Annotated in this window: 19 protein-coding genes and 1 riboswitch; of the genes, 9 read left to right on the forward strand and 10 right to left on the reverse strand. The window is 59.9% G+C overall.

Annotated features, from left to right (window positions below; translation table 11 throughout):
• The first annotated feature begins 25 nt into the window (after positions 1-25).
• A complete protein-coding gene (locus JQ845_RS18930) occupies positions 26-577 on the forward strand; it encodes a cytochrome b (protein WP_004419642.1) in 552 nt (183 codons plus the stop codon).
• 32 nt (positions 578-609) lie between these two features.
• Positions 610-1,185, forward strand: coding sequence for a YceI family protein (locus tag JQ845_RS18935; protein ID WP_004419644.1), 576 nt, complete (start codon positions 610-612; stop codon positions 1,183-1,185).
• Between the two features lie 243 nt (positions 1,186-1,428).
• Here JQ845_RS18935 and JQ845_RS18940 read toward each other — a convergent pair whose 3' ends face one another.
• The 3 genes from JQ845_RS18940 to ahcY all read right to left on the reverse strand — a co-directional run bounded on the left by JQ845_RS18940 (position 1,429) and on the right by ahcY (position 6,053).
• Positions 1,429-3,285 (reverse strand): DEAD/DEAH box helicase, encoded by a 1,857-nt coding sequence (locus JQ845_RS18940; protein WP_004419646.1) that lies wholly within the window; start codon positions 3,283-3,285, stop codon positions 1,429-1,431.
• A 320-nt stretch (positions 3,286-3,605) separates the two neighbouring features.
• Positions 3,606-4,451: a methylenetetrahydrofolate reductase [NAD(P)H] gene (gene metF, locus JQ845_RS18945; protein WP_004419648.1), complete on the reverse strand. Its 846-nt coding sequence runs from the start codon at positions 4,449-4,451 to the stop codon at positions 3,606-3,608.
• A gap of 192 nt (positions 4,452-4,643) precedes the next feature.
• Positions 4,644-6,053, reverse strand: a complete 1,410-nt coding sequence (gene ahcY / locus JQ845_RS18950; protein WP_004419650.1) for an adenosylhomocysteinase — start codon at positions 6,051-6,053, stop codon at positions 4,644-4,646.
• Between the two features lie 22 nt (positions 6,054-6,075).
• Positions 6,076-6,182: riboswitch (S-adenosyl-L-homocysteine riboswitch) on the reverse strand.
• 165 nt (positions 6,183-6,347) lie between these two features.
• On the opposite strand from ahcY, the gene JQ845_RS18955 reads away from it, so the two are divergent.
• Together JQ845_RS18955 and JQ845_RS18960 are read left to right on the forward strand one after the other, a co-directional pair.
• Complete coding sequence (locus JQ845_RS18955; RefSeq protein WP_202210208.1) at positions 6,348-6,749, forward strand: acyl-CoA thioesterase; 402 nt, start codon at positions 6,348-6,350, stop codon at positions 6,747-6,749.
• A 158-nt stretch (positions 6,750-6,907) separates the two neighbouring features.
• The gene (locus tag JQ845_RS18960; RefSeq protein ID WP_004419652.1) at positions 6,908-7,753 is read left to right on the forward strand and encodes a formate/nitrite transporter family protein; all 846 of its coding nucleotides are present in this window, start codon (positions 6,908-6,910) and stop codon (positions 7,751-7,753) included.
• 74 nt (positions 7,754-7,827) lie between these two features.
• Here the strand turns inward: JQ845_RS18960 and trhA are convergent, their stop codons facing one another.
• The 7 genes from trhA to pilG form a co-directional block, all read right to left on the reverse strand.
• Positions 7,828-8,445 (reverse strand): PAQR family membrane homeostasis protein TrhA, encoded by a 618-nt coding sequence (gene trhA, locus JQ845_RS18965; RefSeq protein WP_004419653.1) that lies wholly within the window; start codon positions 8,443-8,445, stop codon positions 7,828-7,830.
• A 137-nt stretch (positions 8,446-8,582) separates the two neighbouring features.
• A complete protein-coding gene (locus tag JQ845_RS18970) occupies positions 8,583-9,035 on the reverse strand; it encodes a chemotaxis protein CheW (protein WP_004419655.1) in 453 nt (150 codons plus the stop codon).
• Positions 9,028-14,547, reverse strand: coding sequence for an Hpt domain-containing protein (locus tag JQ845_RS18975; RefSeq protein ID WP_203009352.1), 5,520 nt, complete (start codon positions 14,545-14,547; stop codon positions 9,028-9,030). Before JQ845_RS18975 ends, JQ845_RS18970 begins: the two co-directional genes overlap by 8 nt.
• Complete coding sequence (locus tag JQ845_RS18980) at positions 14,547-16,604, reverse strand: methyl-accepting chemotaxis protein (protein WP_004419659.1); 2,058 nt, start codon at positions 16,602-16,604, stop codon at positions 14,547-14,549. Before JQ845_RS18980 ends, JQ845_RS18975 begins: the two co-directional genes overlap by 1 nt.
• A gap of 53 nt (positions 16,605-16,657) precedes the next feature.
• Positions 16,658-17,197, reverse strand: coding sequence for a chemotaxis protein CheW (locus JQ845_RS18985; RefSeq protein ID WP_004419661.1), 540 nt, complete (start codon positions 17,195-17,197; stop codon positions 16,658-16,660).
• 10 nt (positions 17,198-17,207) lie between these two features.
• Positions 17,208-17,585 carry a twitching motility response regulator PilH gene (gene pilH, locus JQ845_RS18990; RefSeq protein WP_127196531.1) on the reverse strand — a complete coding sequence of 126 codons (378 nt, stop codon included), beginning with the start codon at positions 17,583-17,585 and terminating at the stop codon, positions 17,208-17,210.
• 42 nt (positions 17,586-17,627) lie between these two features.
• Positions 17,628-18,035, reverse strand: a complete 408-nt coding sequence (gene pilG, locus JQ845_RS18995; RefSeq protein WP_004419664.1) for a twitching motility response regulator PilG — start codon at positions 18,033-18,035, stop codon at positions 17,628-17,630.
• Positions 18,036-18,331: 296 nt separating this feature from the next.
• On the opposite strand from pilG, the gene gshB reads away from it, so the two are divergent.
• From gshB to pyrR, 5 genes are all read left to right on the forward strand, one after another.
• Complete coding sequence (gshB, locus tag JQ845_RS19000) at positions 18,332-19,303, forward strand: glutathione synthase (protein ID WP_203009353.1); 972 nt, start codon at positions 18,332-18,334, stop codon at positions 19,301-19,303.
• Positions 19,304-19,448: 145 nt separating this feature from the next.
• Positions 19,449-20,348, forward strand: coding sequence for an energy transducer TonB (locus JQ845_RS19005; protein WP_004419668.1), 900 nt, complete (start codon positions 19,449-19,451; stop codon positions 20,346-20,348).
• Positions 20,349-20,428: 80 nt separating this feature from the next.
• Positions 20,429-21,001, forward strand: coding sequence for a YqgE/AlgH family protein (locus tag JQ845_RS19010; RefSeq protein ID WP_202210205.1), 573 nt, complete (start codon positions 20,429-20,431; stop codon positions 20,999-21,001).
• Positions 21,001-21,453: a Holliday junction resolvase RuvX gene (ruvX, locus tag JQ845_RS19015; RefSeq protein ID WP_004419670.1), complete on the forward strand. Its 453-nt coding sequence runs from the start codon at positions 21,001-21,003 to the stop codon at positions 21,451-21,453. Before JQ845_RS19010 ends, ruvX begins: the two co-directional genes overlap by 1 nt.
• A gap of 83 nt (positions 21,454-21,536) precedes the next feature.
• Entirely contained in the window at positions 21,537-22,040 is a 504-nt protein-coding gene (gene pyrR / locus JQ845_RS19020; protein ID WP_004419672.1) for a bifunctional pyr operon transcriptional regulator/uracil phosphoribosyltransferase PyrR, read from the forward strand.
• The last annotated feature ends 4 nt before the right edge of the window (positions 22,041-22,044 follow it).

Here is a 22,044-nt window from a genome sequence, read left to right on the forward strand (position 1 = left end):
CGCAAGTTCCCACAGGATGTCGGTAATGCAGTTACGTAACTCGTCTTCTCGCTATGGTGCGGTCAGTATTTTCATGCATTGGTCCGTTGCGCTGGCGGTGTTCGGATTGTTTGCCCTGGGGTTGTGGATGGTCGGCCTCGACTACTACAGCCCGTGGCGCAAGGAAGCACCGGACCTGCATAAAAGCATTGGCCTGACGCTGTTCGCCGTGATGTTGCTACGGGTGCTATGGCGCTGGATCAGCCCCGCTCCGCCGGCACTTGAAAGCTACAGCCGGGCAACGCGCATTGGTGCCAAACTCGGCCATGGCTTGTTGTATCTGGGGTTGTTCGCCGTGATGTTTGCCGGCTACCTTATTTCCACTGCCGAAGGCGTCGGTATTCCGTTTTTCGGCCTGTTTGAAGTACCCGCTCTGATTTCCAACTTGCCCGATCAGGCCGATGTGGCCGGTGTCGTGCATCTGTGGCTGGCGTGGGCCGTGGTGATTTTTGCCGGTTTGCATGGCCTGGTCGCCTTGAAACACCACTTTATCGATCGTGATGCGACCCTGACTCGTATGCTGGGACGCAAAGCCTGATGCTCAACCTCAACTCAAAAGGAATAGAACGCATGTTGAAAAAGACCCTCGCTGCACTGGCTCTCGGTACTGCCCTGCTGACTGCCGGCCAGGCCATGGCTGCTGACTACACCATCGACAAGGAAGGCCAGCACGCCTTCATCGACTGGAAAATCAGCCACCTGGGCTTCAGCTTCATTCACGGTACTTTCAAGGACTGGAGCGGCACCTTTTCGTGGGATGCAGCCAAGCCTGCAGACAGCAAAATTGACGTTACCCTGAAAACCGCAAGCCTGTTCTCCAACCACGCCGAACGCGACAAGCACATCGCCAGCAAAGATTTCCTGGACGTGAGCAAGTACCCGGAAGCGACCTTCAAGTCGACCAAAGTGGTGCCAACCGGCGACACGACTGCTGACGTGACCGGCGACCTGACCCTGCACGGCGTGACCAAACCGGTAACGTTCAAGGCCACGTTCAACGGTGAAGGCAAGGATCCATGGGGCGGCGAGCGCGCTGGCTTCAACGCGACCACCACCATCAACCTGCAGGACTTCGGTATCAAATCCCCAAGCAAGGACCAGACTCTGAGCCTGGACATCTCGCTGGAAGGCGTGAAAGCCAAGTAATCGCGCTTTCATACGGCAAAAAAACGCCCCGACTCGCAAGAGCCGGGGCGTTTTTTTGTGTACGGAATAAACCTGTACCCATTCGGTCTGCAGGTTAAACCCTGTTGACGCACTCGCCGGAAAGCCGGCTCCCACAATGGCGGGGAGAATAAAGGCGCTTGCTCCTGCAGAACCCTCGCCAGACGCGCATAAAAAAATGCCCCTGATCTCTCGATCGGGGGCATTTTTTCAGGCGGTGTTAACTCAGCGGTTGCGAGTCAACAGCGCTGGCTTCTCGCCACGAGGGCGGTTCGGCAATTGATCCAGCTGCTCAGGTGTCGGGAAGCGATCGCTTTTCGACTCCTTGTGCATGATCTTCGGCTGGTTCTCGCGCGGGCCTTTAACCGCTGGCTCTTGACGGGCATCGTCACGGGCCGGACGGTTTTCGCGACGGGCCTGACCGTCACGCGGAGCACCACTGCGTGGGCCGCTGCGCTTGGCTGGCGGAGTGCCAGTGCTGGCGCCGCTGCCGGTACGCGGGCCGTTCTGGCGACCCTGAGAAGCACCACCGGTACGGGCAGGTGCAGCACCGGTGCCAGCAGCAGGTGCGCCCGGACGGCGACCACGGCTCTGGTTGTTCTTGTTCTGGTACGGGCTGACGTAATCAGCGCGGTTACCAAAGTTGTCTACGTCGTCATCACGGAACTCGTCCGGCGCGCGGTTGGCGTCCGAACGCGGAGCAGGCTGACGCTGTTCACGGGCAGGTTGCGCTTCCCGTGGCTTTTGCTCACGGGCAGGACGTTCGCCGCGAGCAGCTGCCGGTTTTTCCTTGCTCTTTTCCTTGCCCTTGTCTTTACGACCACCGCCACCGCCCGGGTTACCCGGACCGTCGCCACGTGGACCGCGAGGCGGGTTGCGCGGGTTACGCACATCCGGACGCTCACGTACTTCAGGCTTTTCGGCTTCTACTGTGCTGGAGTCAAAACCCATCAGGTCGCCATCGGCGATTTTCTGCTTGGTCATGCGCTCAATGCTTTTCAGCAGTTTTTCTTCGTCCGGAGCGACCAGCGAGATCGCCTCGCCCGAACGACCGGCACGGCCAGTACGGCCGATACGGTGAACGTAATCTTCATCGACGTTTGGCAGCTCGAAGTTGACCACGTGTGGCAGCTGATCGATATCCAGACCGCGAGCGGCGATATCGGTGGCTACCAGAATGCGTACGGCACCGGCCTTGAAATCGGCCAGGGCTTTGGTCCGCGCGTTCTGGCTCTTGTTACCGTGGATGGCCACAGCGCTGAGGCCGTGTTTGTCCAGGTATTCAGCCAGACGGTTGGCACCGTGCTTGGTACGGGTGAAGACCAGAACCTGTTCCCAGGCGCCTGCGGTAATCAAGTGCGCCAGCAAGGCACGCTTGTGGGTAGCCGGCAGACGGAAAACGCGCTGTTCGATACGCTCGACCGTGGTGTTCGGCGGCGTAACTTCGATGCGTTCCGGGTTGCGCAGCAGCTTGCCGGCCAGATCGGTGATGTCCTTGGAGAACGTCGCCGAGAACAGCAGGTTCTGACGCTTGGACGGCAGACGGGCGAGGACTTTTTTCACGTCATGGACGAAGCCCATGTCGAGCATCCGGTCGGCTTCGTCGAGCACCAGAATTTCAACGTGGGACAGGTCAACGCTGCCTTGGCCGGCCAGGTCGAGCAAACGGCCCGGGCAGGCAACCAGTACGTCGACACCGCGGGCCAGTGCTTGTACCTGAGGGTTCGTACCGACACCGCCAAAGACGCAGGCACTGACGAACTTCAAGTCGCGGGCATAGAGCTTGAAGCTCTCATGCACCTGGGCGGCGAGTTCGCGAGTAGGGGTCAGGACCAGCACGCGTGGTTGGCGTGGGCCGTGGCGCTGGGATTTGTCCGGGTGGCCATTGGGAAACAGCTTTTCCAGAATCGGAAGAGCGAAGCCGCCGGTTTTGCCAGTACCTGTCTGAGCCGCAACCATCAGGTCGCGACCTTGCAACACGGCGGGAATGGCCCGCTGTTGCACCGGAGTAGGCTCGGTATAGCCCGCAGCTTCAATGGCGCGGACTAAAGCCTCGGAGAGACCGAGGGAAGCAAAGGACATGAGTAATCCTGTTCTAGTTAGGGCTTGGCCCAAAGGGATAGTCTTGCCTGGCGTGAATGGCGTTTAAGGTGACGCAATCCCGTCCGGTCCTGCTCCAGTCCTGAAGGCTCATTCAAACTGCTCGCGCTGGCTGAAAGCTGCGCTGTAGCCGGGTTGAATGCCTTGTACAAGGACGAGCGGCCGGGCGTAAGCCTGGCGGAAAGCCCGGAGTATAACAGAGCAATCACGGCGCGCCGATTTCATGCTGCTGAACGGCTTTGCAGAGCTGTACGGCACATTCCCTGCGGGAGCGAGCACACTCGCTCCCGCAGGGGGGGGTGTCAGCGAGGCAGCTTGAGGTTGTTCCAGATCGCCAGGCTGGGCTCGGCCTGGTTCAGGGTGTAGAAGTGCAAGCCCGGGGCGCCGCCGTCGAGCAGGCGTTCGCACATTTCGCTGATGACCTGTTCGCCAAATGCCTGAATGCTCTGGATGTCGTCGCCGTAGGCTTCCAGCTGTTTGCGAATCCAGCGCGGAATTTCAGCGCCACAGGCGTCCGAGAAGCGCGCCAGCTTGCTGTAGTTGGTGATCGGCATGATGCCCGGCACGATTGGAATCGTGACGCCAGCCGCCCGCACACGCTCGACAAAACGGAAGTAGCTGTCTGCGTTGAAGAAGTACTGGGTAATTGCGCTATCGGCGCCGGCATGGGCCTTGCGCACGAAGTTGTTGATATCGTCTTCGAAGTTGCGCGCTTGCGGGTGCATTTCCGGATAGGCAGCCACTTCGATATGGAAGTGATCAGCGGTCTCTTCACGAATGAAGCTCACCAGGTCATTGGCATGGCGCAGCTCGCCACTGGCCATGCCCATACCCGAAGGCAGGTCGCCACGCAGCGCAACAATGCGCTTGATACCCGCAGCTTTGTACTGGGTCAGCAGGCCGCGCAAGTCAGCCTTGCTGTCACCCACACATGACAAATGCGGGGCGGCAGGTACTTTTACTTCGCTCTCCAGTTGCAGCACGGTATTGATCGTGCGGTCACGGGTGGAGCCACCGGCACCATAGGTGCAGGAGAAAAAATCCGGGTTATAGGTCGCCAGCTGGCGAGCCGTGTTCATCAGTTTTTCATGTCCAGCATCGGTCTTGGTCGGGAAGAACTCGAAGCTGTAACGACGGTCTTGAGACATGGAGGCAACCTCCAGCGGCAAGCTACAAGCTTCAAGCGCCAAGAGGGCGATGCGCCAGGCTCTTGTGCTGCAGGCTTACAATTTGCAACTGCTTATTATTGTTTACACTCAATAGCTGGCCCCAAGCCTCAAGCTACAAGCCAAAGCAATCTGCTTTGCTGGCAACTCGAGGCTTGAAGCTTGCAGCTGCTATTAGTAGCGGTAAGCGTCCGGCTTGAACGGGCCTTCGACGGTAACGCCGATGTAGTCAGCCTGTTGCTTGGTCAGCTGGGTAACTACGCCGCCAAAGCCGCGAACCATTTCCAGGGCCACTTCTTCGTCAAGTTTCTTCGGCAGCACTTCTACAGTCAGACGCTCGGCTTGCAGCTCGGCTGGCAGGTCTGCGTATTTCTGGGCGAACAGGAAGATCTGGGCCAGAACCTGGTTGGCGAACGAACCGTCCATGATGCGGCTCGGGTGACCGGTGGCGTTGCCCAGGTTCACCAGACGACCTTCGGCCAGCAGGATCAGGTAGTCGTCGTTCTGCGGGTCGAATTCGCCCAGGCCAGTACGGTGAACCTTGTGAACCTGTGGCTTCACTTCTTCCCATGCCCAGTTCTTGCGCATGAAAGCGGTGTCGATTTCATTGTCGAAGTGGCCGATGTTGCACACTACAGCGCGTTTTTTCAGCGCAGCCAGCATGTTCTTGTCGCACACGTTGACGTTACCGGTGGTGGTCACGATCAGGTCGATCTTGCCCAGCAGCGCAGCGTCGATGCTGGCGGCAGTGCCGTCGTTCTGGCCATTGATGAACGGCGAAACCACTTCGAAACCGTCCATGCAGGCTTGCATGGCACAGATCGGGTCAACTTCCGAAACCTTGACGATCATGCCTTCCTGACGCAGGGACTGAGCCGAACCCTTGCCCACGTCGCCGTAGCCGATCACCAGCGCCTGCTTGCCGGACAGCAAGTGGTCAGTACCGCGCTTGATGGCATCGTTCAGGCTGTGACGGCAGCCGTACTTGTTGTCGTTTTTGCTTTTGGTCACCGAGTCATTGACGTTGATCGCAGGGATCATCAGCTCGCCTTTGGCCAGCATGTCCAGCAGACGGTGTACGCCGGTGGTGGTTTCTTCCGTCACGCCGTGGATCTTTTTCAGCATGTCCGGGTATTTCTTGTGCAACAGCTCGGTCAGGTCGCCGCCGTCGTCGAGGATCATGTTGGCATCCCAAGGCGCGCCATCCTTGAGGATGGTTTGCTCAAGGCACCACTCGTACTCTTCTTCGGTCTCGCCTTTCCAGGCAAATACCGGGATACCGGCAGCAGCGATAGCGGCAGCAGCCTGATCCTGAGTCGAGAAGATGTTGCACGACGACCAGCGCACTTCGGCACCCAGGGCAACCAGGGTTTCGATCAGCACGGCAGTCTGGATGGTCATGTGGATGCAGCCCAGAATCTTCGCGCCCTTGAGCGGTTGTTCTGCTGCATAGCGGCGACGCAGCCCCATCAAAGCCGGCATTTCGGACTCGGCGATGAAGGTTTCGCGGCGGCCCCATTGGGCCAGGGACATATCAGCGACTTTATAGTCAGTAAAACCTGCAGGCGTGTTTACAGCGCTCATCAAGAGCCTCCATTCGTTTAATCGCGAATGGGCGCCGTTGTGCGTTTAGTGCCTGAACAGGGAGCCCTGAACAAACAACGCCCCATCCGAGCCTGACAGGTTGAACCTGCTGCAGCGCCCCTCGGACAGGTGGCGGGAACGGTACTGGGTAAATATGACCGTTTTGAAGCGGGGGGGATTATAGCTGTCTTTATCCGGGTAGTGGCAAGCTGCAAGCAAGAGCGAATCGGCTTCTACTTGCAGCTTGTCGCTTAAAACTTGAAGCTGGGGGCCACACTCAAACCTGGAGCCGCCATGAACTTCCACACCCGCAAGTGGGTTAAACCCGAAGACCTCAACCCCAACGGCACCCTGTTCGGTGGCAGCCTGCTGCGCTGGATCGACGAAGAAGCCGCCATTTACGCCATCGTGCAACTGGGCAACCAGCGCGTGGTGACCAAATACATCTCCGAAATCAACTTTGTCAGCGCTTCGCGCCAAGGCGACATCATCGAGCTGGGCATCACCGCCACAGAGTTCGGCCGTACCTCGATCACCCTGACCTGTGAAGTGCGCAACAAGATCACCCGTAAAAGCATCCTGACGGTCGACAAGATGGTCTTCGTCAACCTGGGTGAGGACGGCTTGCCGGCTCCCCACGGGCGCACCGAGATCAAATACGTCAAAGACCAGTTCCAGGATGACGAGCAGGCCTGACCGGACATCGGGCCTTGTGGGAGCCGGCTTGCCGGCGAATGCATGATCAAGACCGCATCGCTGGCAAGCCAGCTCCCACCTGCCATGCAGCAATCCTGAGTGAACAGCTTGCAATCCAGCGTGTCGTAGCTTTACACACGCTTACGGTGACGAGCCCGATGGACACTCAAAAAAGCGGTAAAACCCCCAACCTGTCGGCTGAAGAAGAGCACGACGTCACCAAAAACCAGCCGCCACGGGCAGCCGTGCTGCATGAAATCATTCGCCTGCAGGGCGACATGGAACTGGAGCGCAGCATTGCCGCCCTGTTCTGGTCGGCACTGGCTGCCGGACTGACCATGGGCCTGTCGCTGATGGCCATGGGCTTGCTCAACTCGCGCCTGCCGGACGGCGAAGCGTTCAAGGTCATTGCCAGCTTCGGTTACTGCGCAGGTTTTCTGGCCGTCATCCTCTCCCGCCAGCAACTCTTCACCGAAAACACCCTGACCGCCGTATTGCCGATCATGAGCAAACCCACGCTCAATAATTTCGCACGCCTGTTCCGGCTGTGGGCGGTGGTGCTGGTGGGTAACCTGCTGGGCACGCTGCTGGTTGCCTACACGATGCTGCACTTGCCGATTTTCGACAGTCAGACCGACAAGGCCTTTCTCGAAATCGGGCGCAAGGTCATGGAAAACGACTCCAGCCAGATGTTCGCCAAAGGCATTATCTCGGGCTGGATGATTGCCACCATGGTGTGGATGATCCCGTCGATGGAGAGCGCCAAGATGTGGATCATCATCCTCATCACCTATCTGATGGCCCTGGGTGACTTCACCCACATCGTGGTCGGTACGGCCGAGGTCTCATACCTGGTGTTTGCCGGCGAGTTGCCGTGGAAAGATTTCTGGCTGATCTTTGCCGGCCCGACCCTGGCCGGCAACATCATCGGCGGAAGTTTTATTTTCGCCCTGATCAGCCACGCCCAAATCCGCAGCGACACCAAAAAACCGCAAAAAACCTGAGCCAAATCCTGTAGGAGCGAGCTTGCTCGCGAGCTTTTTCAAAGCAGCAAAGCTCGCTCCTACAGATATCAGGGCTAGATCACGTAGTGCGCGATCGCCACAAAGTGCAGCACGCTGCCGGCAATCACAAACAGATGCCAAATGCCGTGGGCATGGCGCAGGCGGTGATCGAGGGCAAAAAATATGATGCCCACGGTGTACATCACCCCACCCGTGGCCAGCCAGACAAAGCCGGCGGTACCCAGCGCCGCCAGCAATGGTTTGACCGCCACCAGCACAATCCAGCCCATTACCGCGTAAATCACGATGGACAGAATGCGCGCCTCGGAGCGCGGCTTGATCTCTTGCAGCATGCCGATCACCGCCATGCCCCAGACTATGCCGAACAGCGACCAGCCCCACGGCCCATGTAGCGTGACCAGACAGAACGGGGTGTAACTGCCGGCGATCAACAGGTAAATCGACAGGTGATCGAACTTCTGCATGATCACTTTCGAGCGCCCGCGCACGCTGTGGTAAACAGTCGAAACGCTGTACAACAACACCAGCGTCACGCCATAGATCGCCACACTGACAATCTTTTGCGGGCTGCCGTCCAGAGATGCCATCACCAGCAACCAGATACTGCCTGCCGTCGCCAGCAACGCCCCCACCAGATGAGTCCAGGCGTTGAGTTTTTCACCGTGATACATGTGCAACTCCCTCAAGATCCGATAGTGCGACCGTGTCACCTTGTTACGAGATAAGGGTCAAGGCTGCGACCTTAAAGGGCAATGCGGCGATCGTCGAGAAGTGCAAGGCTGCTCCTGCTGAAACTTTGCTGGCGCAGTTAAACCTCTTCCCCCATCACCAATCTCTCCAGCGCCAGCAGATCCGGAATCCTGGCCACGTGATCTCCCACTTGCACCGCCGCACGCTCCAGCGGGCACAGCGGCACGTCGACAAAGCTCAATTGGCTATCGACTTTGTAGGAGCGGGGGATGCCCTGCACCACCATGGCGATGAACTTGAGCTGCGGATTGCCCCCCAACGTATTGAGAATGACGATGCGTGCCCGCTCGCCAATCACCAGCGGGCTGCCGCACGCGGCTTCGAAACTGATCAGCGGCAATTCACGGTCGCGCCAGGTGATCTGCCGCAGATGCCAGGGCGGCGAGTCGCTGCTGGGTTCGCCGCGCTGCCAGTCGATCAGCTCCGCTATGGCAACGTTGGGCAATAGCAGGTAACGGTCCGCCAGCGGCAGCAGCAGCCCGGTCAGGCTGCCCACACGGTGATCAAGCATTGAACTTGCTCCAGTATGCGATGCGCTCCAGCAACACCGACTCTTGATACGGTTTGCCCAGGTAGTCGTTGACGCCGATGGCCATGGCCCGGTTCTGGTGCTTTTGCCCGGTACGCGAGGTGATCATGATGATCGGCAGGTCTTTAAGACGAGGGTTGTTGCGCACGCGGGTGGCGACTTCAAAGCCATCCATGCGCGGCATTTCAATGTCCAGCAGCATCAGGTCCGGGGTGTGTTCTTCGAGCACGCTCATGGCATCAACCCCGTCCTTGGCGGTGATCACGTTCATGCCGTTGCGCTCCAGCAGACGGCTGGTGACTTTACGCACGGTGACCGAATCATCGACCACCAGCACCAGCGCCGGGCGCAACGCCGGGGAGAACTCCAGGGCACCGACCGCCCGCTGTTGCGCCTGCAACAAAGGCAGGCGCGCCTGGTGGGCGCGAATGTAGGCCAGCAGATCAAGGATCAATACCACTCGCCCGTCGCCCAGAATGGTGGCACCGGACAAGCCCTGAACCCCGGTGAATTGCGGCCCCAGACTTTTGACCACGATTTCCCGCGACCCTGCCAGCGCATCGACTTGCAGCGCCACCCGCTGGTCCTGGCAATGCACCAGCAACACCGGTACCGAATGGTTTTCGCCCGCCAGCCTGGGCTTGCCCACGGTTTGCAGCAGTTCACCCAGATAACGCAATTCGTAGGTTTGGCCGCCGTAGTGATACAGCGGCGGGTTGAGCTGGTAGTAGCCCTCCAGCTCATTGGGCATGACCCGCACAATGCCCTCGACAGTATTGAGGGCGATGGCGTACTGCTCGTCGGCGCACTGCACCATCAGCGCCCGATTGAGCGAGACACTGAACGGCAGGCGGATTTGAAAGTGCACGCCCTGGCCGGCCACCGAGTCGATGGTCATGCTACCGCCCAGCTGGCGCACTTCTTCGTGCACCACGTCCATGCCCACGCCACGCCCGGAAATCTGGGTGATTTTTTCCGCCGTGGAAAAGCCCGGCTGCATGATGAACTGCAACACGTCGCGGTCCGAGATGCTGGAAGCCGGGTCGAGCAGCCCGCGCAGGATGGCCTTGCGCCGCACCGCCTCAAGGGGCACTCCGGCGCCATCATCATGCATGTCGAACACCACATCGCCGCCTTCATGGGACAGCTCAAGGGTAATCAGCCCCTGCTCGGGTTTACCGCTGGCCCGGCGCACATGCGCCGGCTCCAGGCCGTGGTCGACGGCATTGCGCAGCATGTGTTCGAGGGGGGCCACCATCCGCTCCAGCACATTGCGGTCGATCTCGGCTTCGCCATTGATGACACTGAAGTCCACCTGCTTGCCCAGCTCGCTGGCCACTTGCCGGACAATCCGTTTAAGGCGCGGCAACACCCGCTCGAATGGCACCATGCGCGTGCCCATCAGACCTTCCTGCAACTGAGTGTTCACCCGCGCCTGCTTTTGCAGCAGGCCCTGGGCATCCCGATTGCGCGCGGCCAGGGTGGCCTTGAGGTCGAGCAAGTCAGATGCCGACTCGAACAGTGCCCGGGACAATTGCTGCAGCAGCGAATGGCGATCCATTTCCAGCGGATCAAACTCATCGTAGGCCACCCCGTCACCCTCGGTGTGCTGACGATTATGCTGGCGCCCCTGGGTTTCGCTGTCGAGCCGGCGCAACTGATCGTGCATCCGCTCCAGGGTGGTCTGCATTTCGTTGAGGGCGACCTGGGCATCGTTGACTTGCTGCTCCACACGCCCGCGGATGATCGAACTTTCCCCCGCCAGGTTGAGCAAGTCCTCCAGCAGTTCGGCCGGCACCTTGACCGTGTCCAGCCCGGTACGCTCGCCTTCCGGCACCACCGCGCCAGCCGGCTCCGGTTTGCTCGGCACAGCACTCGGGCCAGGTTGCCGGGTGCTGCGCTCGATCTGCCGGATGCGCTCGATCAGCACCTGTGGCGAGGGCAACGGCTGACCACTGCGCAAGGCATCAAGCATTTGCGCCAGCTGGTCATGGCAGCGCTGCAATAACGTGAACAGGTCCGCACCGGGCGCCAGAAAACCCACGGAAATATCTTCGAACAGGGTTTCCAGCTCGTGGGCTAGGTCGCCGATGGCCGCAACTTCAACCATGCGCGCGCCCCCTTTAAGGGTGTGCAAGTCCCGCAGCAGGTTTTCGACTTCCAGATGGTTCTGCGGGTCGGCTTGCCAACGCACCAAGGCCGCACCCGAGCTTTCGAGAATGTCGAAAGCCTCATCCAGAAAGATGTCCTGCAACTCAGGGTCGCCATTGCCTTGGGCCGCGTCGGACTGAATGCTGTTCGCCGGCCCCTGGCTGGCACCCAGCTGCGCCGTGGCGGCGCCCAACTCGGTAATCTCCAGGGTTTTGGTGCCCTCCCGACGGATCAGGCCCGTGGCTTCAGGTGCCAGACCTTCATGCAACAGGTCGTGCAGGGTCTGGATCAACACCGGCTGCGGGGTGATTTCTTGCCCCGCCGCCAGCTGGTCGAGCATGTTGATCAGTGCTTCATGGGCGTTATTGGCCTCGGTGAAAAAACGCTCACTGACCGCCAGGCTGCTTTCTTCAACGGCGCCATACAGATCAAGCAAGGCTTCGCACAGCGCGTCGAAAGGCTGCAAGTCCAGCAGATGCGCGGACTCGGCCAGGCCGGTCAGATGCTCGAGCAACCCATCCAGCCCCTGACGCTCGTGCGGGTTCTCGCGCCAGTGCAATAGCAGGTCTTCGGCGTCAAACAGGCTGTCCATGCTTTCGGCCAGAAACTCGGCGATGCGCTGAGGATCGCGCTTGGGCTCCAGACCGCCCCCGGGAGCATTGATCAATTCATCCACACGACTGGCGATCAATTGCTCGATACGCTTGATCAGGGGCCGGGCACCATGGATTTCAGCCTGCGGGTCGACATCCAGTTGCTTGAGGCCGCGATGCAGCAAGCTGTCAGCCTCCAGCAGCAGTTCGATTTCATCCCGGTCCAGGCTGATTTGGTGCCCCTTGTACTCGCGAACCAGATGATCCAGGGCCGTGGCCAGCTCCGCCATCGGCAACATACCGGCCATGTGGGCGCTGCCCTTGAGGGTATGCATGGCGCGTTGCAGGTCGTCGCTGGCAGGCAACGGTAATTGCTGGCTGGCCTGATCGAGAAAATGGTCAAGGCTGCCGAGGTGGGTTTGTGCTTCCTGTCGGAAGATATCCAGCAGTTGCGGATCAGTACCGCTGCTGTCCTGCTCGATCAGCAACGGCAACGGCTTACTTTTTGACAGGCTGTGGGCCCGTGCGGCCAATCGGTCGACATCTTCGCGCTGACGCTGGCTAAGCTCGGCAAACTCCTGCACCAGCTCCGGGATAATCACCAGTACCTCTTCCAGCAGCTGATAGATCTGCGGCCCTGGCGCCACGCTGCGCTCAATCACCCGGTTGAGCAGATTCTCGACAGCCCAGGCCAGCTCACCCAGCACCAGCGCCCGGACCATGCGCCCGCTGCCTTTAAGCGTGTGAAAGGCCCGCCGCAGTTCGGCCAGTGCAGCACTGTCGGCCGGGTTGGCTATCCACTGGGGCAAATAGTCATGCAGGGCAACCAGAACCTCGTCGGTCTCTTCAAGAAAGACTTCCAGCAGTTCTTCATCGACTGCTGCCTCGTCTACCGGGGGCGGTAGCAAGCTGCCGGGAATATGTTGTGCCGGCGGGTTGAGCGCTGACACCGGGCTGGCCAGAACATCGGCCAGGCTCTGCGCCACCAGGGGCCCTTCCAGGGTCTGAGAGATCTGCATGGCCAGCACTTCGGCCGGGCTGAGGCGGTCATTGAGCACTGGCACCTGGCGCTCTGCCGGGGCATAGCCCAGTTCATTGAGGCTGAGCTCGGCCCGATCCAGCACCTGTTCGCCGCTGGCCCCGGGGTCCTGGGAGAGGCGCTCCAGGTAATATTCGATGCTGATCAGCACATTCGCCAGTTGTTCAAGCTGCTGCGCAGACGGCGGTCTGGCTGGCAGCAGTAGCTGTTCGCCCAAGTATTGGTTGCAGGCCTCGAGCAGGCTGGCGGCACGGGTCAGCGGGATCATCGCCAAGGCGCCACGGATTTGCGTCAGCAGTTCGGGCAGTGGTTGCAGATGCTGGCGATCAAAATCTGCCGCCAGGTAGTCGCTGATCAGGTCTTTGACTTCTTCGAGGCCGATGCGCGCCTCTTTGATCACCAGTTGATGGATCTGCATCAGATCGGTGGTGGGCAGACGGCTCTCTTCGCGCTGCGACGGTTCAGCATTGCCGACCATGCCGGCCAACGTGGCCTCGACATAGAGCAAGGCCGCAGCGACATCCATTAACACCGCATCGGTGGGCTCACGCTGCCCCTGGGCCAGGCTCTGGACCACGGCCAACTGGTCGATGATGACTTTACGCGGCTGACCAAAACCCAGCACGGCCAGGGTATCGGCGATCTGCCGCAAAGGCGCCATCAGGCTGCTCAGCTCCGACACGTGGGAGCGGTCGCTGCGCACAAACAGGTCCAGACGCTCCTTGACCCGCACCAGCTCTTCGCACAATGCCGCCACCACTGAGCGCATGGCATCGCGATCGGGCCCCGCCAGCCGCGCACGCTCTTCATCCACCATGGCCGCGTCGGGCATGGCTTCGTCCAGCTCATAGCGGGTTTTCAGCGCGAGCATTTTGGTGGTCGGCTGTTCGGCTTTGGCGATGTAAAACAGCAAACTGGTCAGCAGTTCTTCGGGCGCAGGCTGGTTGATGCCGTCTATGCCTTGTTCCAGCAGGCGCTTGAGTTCTTTGTCCGATTCACTGAACAGGCTGCGCAACGCCGGGCTGTTGGCCACCCGCCCGCGGAGCATGCCATCCACCAGCGCCGCGGAGATTTTCCACAGTGCATTGAGCGGCGCGCCGTGGCACATGCTTTCGAGGCGGGCGAACACCCCCGCCATCAGCTCCAGACTGGCCTGCACCTCTTCTTCACGCTGCAAACCCTGCAGCGCGGATTGCAAGGTGTGGCGCAGGGCCCGCAGCTGATGCGGCCATTGTGGCGGCAGCAAGCGGGCCAATGCGGCCTGGTCCAGCTCGGGCAAGTGCTGCAAGGGCGGGCTGAACAGGCTGGTTTCCGAGAGCAGTGCTTCACCTCGGGCGGTGCGCAAATCATTGAGCAGCGGCAGCACCACCAGCGGCCAGTCACGCCGGGCACTGCACACACGGTCCAGATACAAGGGCAACTGCCTGAACGCTTGCTGCAACAGGCGCAAGGCTTCGTCGAGCTGGCTGACACGGCCTTGCTGCAGGGCAATCACCAGTTTCTCCATCTCTTCGGCCAGCAAGGCGGCGCCGTAGAACTCCACCATCAACAGGCTGCCATGCACCTGATGAATACAGTCCAGGCACTGTTCCAGCATCTGGGCAGTGGGCGGCTGCCCGTCCTCTCCCAGCGCCACGCGTGCCTGTTTCAAGGTGTCGGCAATATCGCCTTTGACCCATTCGAGGGCTACGTAGTCGTGCCGGTCAACCATTACTGTGGCTCACGTGGTTTTTGCGTGGCGGGCAAGGTGAACCCGGACACTGAACGCCGCAACTGGCTGGCCATTTTGGCCAGGTTGCCAATGCTGTCGGCGGTGGCAGTGGAACCGGATGAGGTCTGGTTGGTGATTTGCTGAATCACGTTCATCGTCAGGGAAATCTGCGCCGCCGAGGTGGTCTGCTGTTGGGCGGCGTTGGAAATGCTTTGAATCAGATCGGCAAGGTTTTGCGATACACCTTCGATTTCTTCCAGGGCCACACCGGCATCGTGTGCCAGGCGAGCACCGCGCACCACTTCGGTGGTGGTCTGCTCCATGGAAATAACCGCTTCATTGGTGTCGGCCTGAATGGCCCGGACCAGGGTTTCGATTTGCCGCGTGGCCGCCGAAGAGCGCTCTGCCAGGCGCTGGACTTCGTCAGCCACCACGGCAAACCCGCGTCCGGCATCACCGGCCATCGAAGCCTGGATGGCCGCGTTCAGGGCCAGGATATTGGTCTGATCGGCAATGTCATCAATCAGACTGACAATGTCGCCGATCTCCTGGGAAGACTCGCCCAAGCGTTTAATCCGCTTGGCGGTGTCCTGAATTTGCTCACGAATGTTGTCCATGCCGTGAATGGTGTTGTGCACCACTTCATTGCCTTTGTTGGCAATGGCGACAGAGCGCTCCGCCACCGCCGAGGACTCTGAGGCGTTGGCCGAAACCTGATCGATGGAGTGGGCCATTTGCTGGATCGCCCCCGATGCCTCTGCAATCTGCTGCGCCTGATGTTCCGAGGCTTCTGCCAGTTGCATGGCCGTGGCCTGGGTTTCCTGCACCGCCGCCGCCACCTGACCCGCAGTCAGGTTGATGGTCGCCACCAGTCCGCGCAATTGGTCGATGGAATAGTTGATGGAGTCGGCAATGGCGCCCGTGAAGTCTTCCGTGACCGAGGCCGTCACAGTCAGGTCGCCGTCGGCCAGGTCTTCGATTTCATCAAGCAGGCGCATGATCGCGTTTTGATTGCGCTCGTTCTTTTCAGCGGTTTCCCGCAGCTGGCGATTGGTTTCGCGCACCATCACCATCCCGATCAGGATGATCGACGCCAGCGCCAGCAGGCCCAATACATAGCCGCCGATGATGTCCAGCGAGCGTCCGCTGGCCAGGTTTTCAAAGCCGTTGGCCAGGTTCGACGCCTCGTCGAGCAAGGTCTGCGACAAGCTGAAGATATTGTTCGCCGCTTCGCGCACGTGGAACAGCTGGGGGGAGGTTTCGAGAATCTCGTCCACCGAACCGGATACAAACTGGAACAGCTCCGAGATTTCCAGCAAGCGGGTACGTGCGTCCTTGTCTTCGACCTGAGTAATTCTCAGCCCCTCACTCCCTTCCAGCATGCCGTTGAGCACTTGCCCGAAACGGTTGGCATCGCGGCCAAAGGCACCTGCGGCCTGCGCGGCATTCTCATCACCGGCCAGCACGGTGTTGACCGCGCCCAAAATGCGCTCGGCCAACAAGGATTGACGCTGGGCCAGCACCACCTGGCTGGCTGGAGCGCCACGCTGCAAGAGGATTTCCACAACCTTTTCGTACTCGACCTGCAACTGCGGCACGGTTTCCGCCAGGGTGGCGGCGACCTGATGCAGCGACAGGACGGTTTGCTCACTGGCCAGAATGGCGTTGGTGTTGTCCAGCAATTGCTCCCAGTCGCGCTGCACCGCCTGCATTTCCTTGTGCACGGCATGGGGCGCCGGGGGCAGGCCAGTGGCCGGGTCGCCTTTTTTCAGGAAGCCCCAGCGCTGGCTGAAATCATTGCGCGCATCGCTGAGCAAGCGGAACGCCGCCGCCTTGCCGGCAGCCGCTTCAGTGGCGTTCTTGGCGATACGCTGCGAAAGCACCCGCAACTCACCCGCATGGCTGATGTACTGCTTGTCGTAGTTGGACTGGGTATTGAGGTAAGCAAAGTTGGCGAACAACAGCATGATGAACACGATCAGGGCGATAAAAAGCACGATGATCTGGGAGCGACTGCGCGACCCTTCCATTGGTTTAGCGGTATTGGCTGTGGTCATCGATCAGGTCCCGGGGTCCCGTGTCATTGCTGAAGGTACAAAGTGGCGGCGGCTCACACCGCCACCGCCCAGAACTGCGGTGCCTGGGCCAGGGCAAAGGGGCTGAAGACCCACCATACCGGGCTGCCGGCAAAATGCCCCTGCACGTAGGGCGCAAACATGGGGTGGGGCAATGCCTGCACGTCGGTATCGAGGTCGGCCTGGGCGAAGTGCTGCATGCCCAGCACCTCATCTACCTGCAGTCCGACAAATATCTCCTGGTATTCCAGCACCAGCACCCGGCGCTGCTTGCGCAGAGGTGACAGTTCCACGCCGAAGAAACCGCACAGATCGAGGATGGGCAGCAGCTGCCCGCGCAAATTGGCCACGCCCTTGACCCAGGGTTTTACTCCCGGCAGCAAGGTAAAGCGCGGTTCATGGAGGATTTCGGCGATTTCCCCCATCGGCGCCACGAAACAATGCTCGCCGATCCGGAAACCGATACCGCTCCAGTTGTCGGCCTGGACTTGTGCAGGTGCCAGACCCGCCGCCAGCGAGCGACAGCGCTGATCTATCTCCAGCAGCAACTCGAAGGCGGTCAGAGAGTCCGGCACAGGGCCTCCGTCATTTTGGAGGGTTATCTTTGAGTACTTGTTTGAGCTTCAAAATCAGCTTTTCTTCTTCGACCGGCTTGGTCAGATAGCCCTTGGCACCCTGGCGGGTAGCCCAGACCATGTCGGTTTCCTGGTCTTTGGTGGTGACGACAATCACCGGGATATGGCTGGTTTCGGAGTCTTTGGTCAGCTGTCGGGTCGCCTGAAACCCGTTGAGGCCCGGCATCACGATATCCATCAAGACCGCATCGGGTTTTTCCAGACGCGCCAGGGCGACGCCGTCCGCGCCGTTTTCAGCCCTGAGCACGACGTAACCGTGCTTTTCCAGCATGCCGGTCAATTTGTACATTTCAGTCGGCGAGTCATCGACGATCAGAATGCGAGCCATGGTGTTCCCCATAAAAAAGGTAAGCGGCCGGCTGGCCGGGCATCATTGAGCGTTCGGGACAATATTGAAACCGGGCACATGAGCCTTGATCGCACTCAACAGTTCGTCCCTGCTGAAGGGCTTGGTCAAAAATTGATCAGAACCCACTATCCGCCCCTTGGCCTTGTCGAACAGCCCGTCCTTGGATGACAACATAATTACCGGCGTCGACTTGAACGCCCGGTTGTTCTTGATCAGTGCGCAAGTCTGATAACCATCCAGGCGCGGCATCATGATATCGACAAAGATGATATGCGGATGGTGATCGACAATCTTGGCCAGGGCATCAAAACCGTCGATGGCCGTGATGACCTCGCACCCTACGTTTTTGAGCAGCGTTTCGGCGGTACGGCGAATGGTTTTTGAATCGTCAATCACCATCACCTTCAAGGCGCTGGACTGCTTTTCCATATGTGCTCTACCGTCGCGTGGCGACCCGTTTTGTTACAAATGTGCGGCTTGAAAACCCAACTCCTTGATGGACAAGGGCTGAAAGTACTGTGCGAGCCTTTTTAGCACAGTCACGACCTGCAATCTATCGGGCGACCCGGCGTGACGCGGGGCAGGTGGTTTTTCCTTGACCGGGCCCCCGCTCAGCGCCACTCTGGCGCCACTTTTAAAAGCCTTTTACTAACCCGCAGAAGCGAGCTTGCTCGCGAACTTTTCTACGGGTGAGATCTTCGCCAATTTTATATGAGGAATTCGCCATGAGCGTTCGAGTCGGGATTGTCATGGACCCCATTGCGGGCATTTCCTACAAGAAGGACAGCTCGCTGGCCATGTTGCTGGCCGCACAGGATCGCGGCTGGACCCTGTTCTACATGGAGCAGCAAGACCTCTACCTGAGCGAAGGCAAGGCCCGGGCGCGGATGAAGCTGCTCAAGGTCTTCGCCGATCCGCAAAAATGGTTTGAGCTGGACGCCGAAGCCGATACCGCCCTGAGCGATCTGGACGTGATCCTGATGCGCAAGGACCCGCCCTTCGACATGGAGTTCGTGTACTCCACCTACTTGCTGGAACAAGCCGAGCGCGACGGCGTATTGATCGTCAACAAGCCGCAGAGCCTGCGTGACTGCAACGAAAAGCTGTTCGCCACCCAATTCACCCAGTGCACGCCGCCGACCGTAGTCAGCCGCCGCGCCGATGTCTTGCGCGAATTCGCCGCCACCCACGGTGACGTGATCCTCAAGCCGCTCGACGGCATGGGCGGCACTTCGATTTTCCGCCATCGGGTGGGTGATCCAAACCTGTCGGTGATTCTCGAAACCCTGACCGCCAACGGCACTCAGCAAATCATGGCCCAAGGCTACCTCCCGGCGATCAAGGACGGCGACAAGCGTATCCTGATGATCGACGGCGAGCCCGTACCCTATTGTCTGGCGCGCATTCCGGCCGCAGGCGAAACCCGTGGCAACCTGGCCGCAGGCGGCCGTGGTGAAGCACGGCCACTGAGTGACAAGGACCGCTGGATCGCAGCCCAGGTCGGCCCGACCCTGCGGGAGAAAGGCCTGCTGTTCGTCGGCCTGGATGTGATCGGTGAACACCTGACCGAAATCAACGTCACCAGCCCGACCTGCATCCGCGAGATCGACAATGCTTTCGGCACCAATATCGGCGCCCTGTTGATGGATGCGATTGCATCGAAGCTGCAAGCTTCAAGCGCCAAGCCGAAAGTTTAAAGGCGCAATGTAGCGAAGCGGCAAGTTTGGGGCGTATCGCTTTTAGCTTGCCGCTTGAGGCTTGCCCCTTCCCTCCTTGCAGCTAAAAACCAACATTGCGCTATCATGCGCGACCTGTGTAACGCGCAATGTTGGTCTTTCTGTCATGACACTCCCCAGCGACCTGCCCCCCGAACTCAGCCATAAAGGCGTGAGAGCGGCCGATCGCCTGGGTTTTACCCTGATGGTCGCGGCGCTGATTCATATCGCAGTGATTCTGGGTGTGGGTTTCAGCATGAGCGAGCCCAGGAAAATCAGTAAAACCCTGGAAATCACCCTCTCGACGTTCAAAAGCGAGAAAGCTCCGGACAAAGCGGACTTCCTGGCACAGGACAACCAGCAAGGCAGCGGTACGCTGGACAAGAAAGCCGTGCCCAAGACCACAGAGGTCGCTCCGTTCCAGGACAATACGGTCAAAAAGGTCACCCCGCCTCCTGCCGCCAGACCCGAACAGCCAAAGGCAGCGCCCAAGGCGGCAGTCACCACCGTCGCCCCGAAACCGAACAAGGCCCCGCGCGAACCGCAAAAGGTCAAAACCGAAGCGGCGCCCAAGGCCAGCGTTCCCACGTTCGACAGCTCACAGCTGTCCAGCGAGATTTCCAGCCTCGAAGCCGAACTGGCCAACGAGCAGCAGCTGTATGCCAAGCGCCCCAAGATCTACCGCATGAGTGCCGCTTCGACCATGCGCGACAAGGGTGCCTGGTATAAAGAGGACTGGCGCAAAAAAATCGAACGCGTCGGCAACCTCAACTACCCCGAACAGGCCCGTCGCGAAAAGATCTACGGCAAGCTGCGGCTGCTGGTGTCGATCAATCGCGACGGCTCACTGCACGAAGTGCTGGTACTTGAGTCCTCCGGGCAACCGCTGCTGGATCAGGCGGCGCAACGAATCGTAAGGCTGGCGGCGCCTTTTGCGCCATTCACTGGCGATCTGGCAGACATCGACCGGCTGGAGATCATCCGCACCTGGAAGTTTGCCCAGGGCGACAGGTTGTCGAGCAATTGAGCCAGGCTCGCTCCTGCAGAGTCAGCAATCTTCATCCGCCAAACTTGTCAGTTCACCTTGCCAGCGCCACACTAAGGCTCATGAAAAAGCACGCACCGACCTACCTCAAGCATCAATTCCTGATCGCCATGCCCCACATGGCTGACCCGAACTTTGCACACACCTTGACCTACATCGTCGAGCACACGGCCAATGGTGCCATGGGCCTGGTGATCAACCGGCCAATGGATCTGAGTCTGGCGGACATTCTTGAGCAACTGCGCCCTGATACGGCCTGCGCACCCTTGTGCCAGCATGTGCCGATCTACGGCGGCGGCCCGGTGATGGTTGATCGCGGTTTTGTCCTGCACCCGGTCGGCATGAGCTTTGACGCCACCGTCGAGCTGGAGGACGGACTGGCCCTGAGCACCTCTGCCGACGTGCTGTTCAGTATTGCTGACGGGCGCGGGCCGCGACGCAGCCTGATTTGCCTGGGCTATGCCGGGTGGGACGCCGGCCAGCTGGAGGCCGAACTGGCCGACAATGCCTGGCTGACCTGCCCCTACTCAGCCCACGTCCTGTTTGACACCTCTAGCGAGTTGCGCCTCGACGCCGCCGCCAAACACCTCGGAGTGAACCTCAATTTGTTAAGCACCCAAGCAGGCCATTCCTGATGGCCGGGCACGACATTCGTCTTGTGCTCGGTTTCGACTTCGGCACCCGCTCCATCGGGGTCGCCGTTGGCCAGATGATCACCGGCCAGGCCCGTGAACTGTGCAACCTGAAAGCCGAGAACGGCATTCCGAAGTGGGAAGAGATCGAAAAGCTCATTAAAGAGTGGAAACCCGACGTGCTGATTGTCGGCAAGCCCCTGAACATGGATGGCAGCGAAAGCCCGCTGTGCGCACGGACCAAAAAATTTGCCAATCGGCTCAATGGCCGTTTCAATTTGCCCGCTTATGAGCACGATGAACGCCTGACCACTTTTGAGGCCAAGGGCGAGCGTATGGCCCAGGGCGGCCAGCGCGGCAGTTTTCGTGACAACCCTGTGGATGCCATTGCCGCCAGGCTGGTGCTGCAAAGCTGGATCGACGAGTTCCTGGCCAAGTCTCAATCCAAAGCCTGACCCTGCGTTTGTATCACTGACGCGCCCCATTGTTTGCGCCCGCCGCTGCAGGCTTCGCCTCGCGGGCCTTTTAAGGAGCCACCATGATCCTGCCTGTTCCCGCTGAACTGATCTCCCAGATGGCCCTCGACCTCAAGGCCCATCTCGCCCGACGCGGCATCACCGAGCCGCGCTTCATTGGCATTCGTACTGGCGGTATCTGGGTTGCCCAGGCACTGCTGCGCGCGCTGGACAGCGACTCGCCACTGGGCACGCTGGATGTGTCTTTCTACCGCGACGATTTCAGCCAGAACGGGCTGCACCCGCAGGTTCGCCCTTCCGAGCTGCCATTCGAAATTGAAGGCCAGCATCTGGTCCTGATCGATGACGTGCTGATGAGCGGTCGTACCATTCGCGCCGCGCTTAACGAACTGTTCGACTATGGTCGTCCAGCCAGCGTGACACTGGTCAGCCTGCTGGATCTGGACGCGGCCGAACTGCCGATCAGGCCCGACGTGGTGGGTGCGACCCTGCCCCTGAAACCGACCGAGCGGGTAAAACTGTCCGGCCCGGCGCCATTGACCCTCGAACTTCAAGACCTTGCCTAAGAGA

Source organism: Pseudomonas paraversuta, from assembly GCF_904063065.1.
Taxonomy (GTDB): domain Bacteria; phylum Pseudomonadota; class Gammaproteobacteria; order Pseudomonadales; family Pseudomonadaceae; genus Aquipseudomonas; species Aquipseudomonas paraversuta.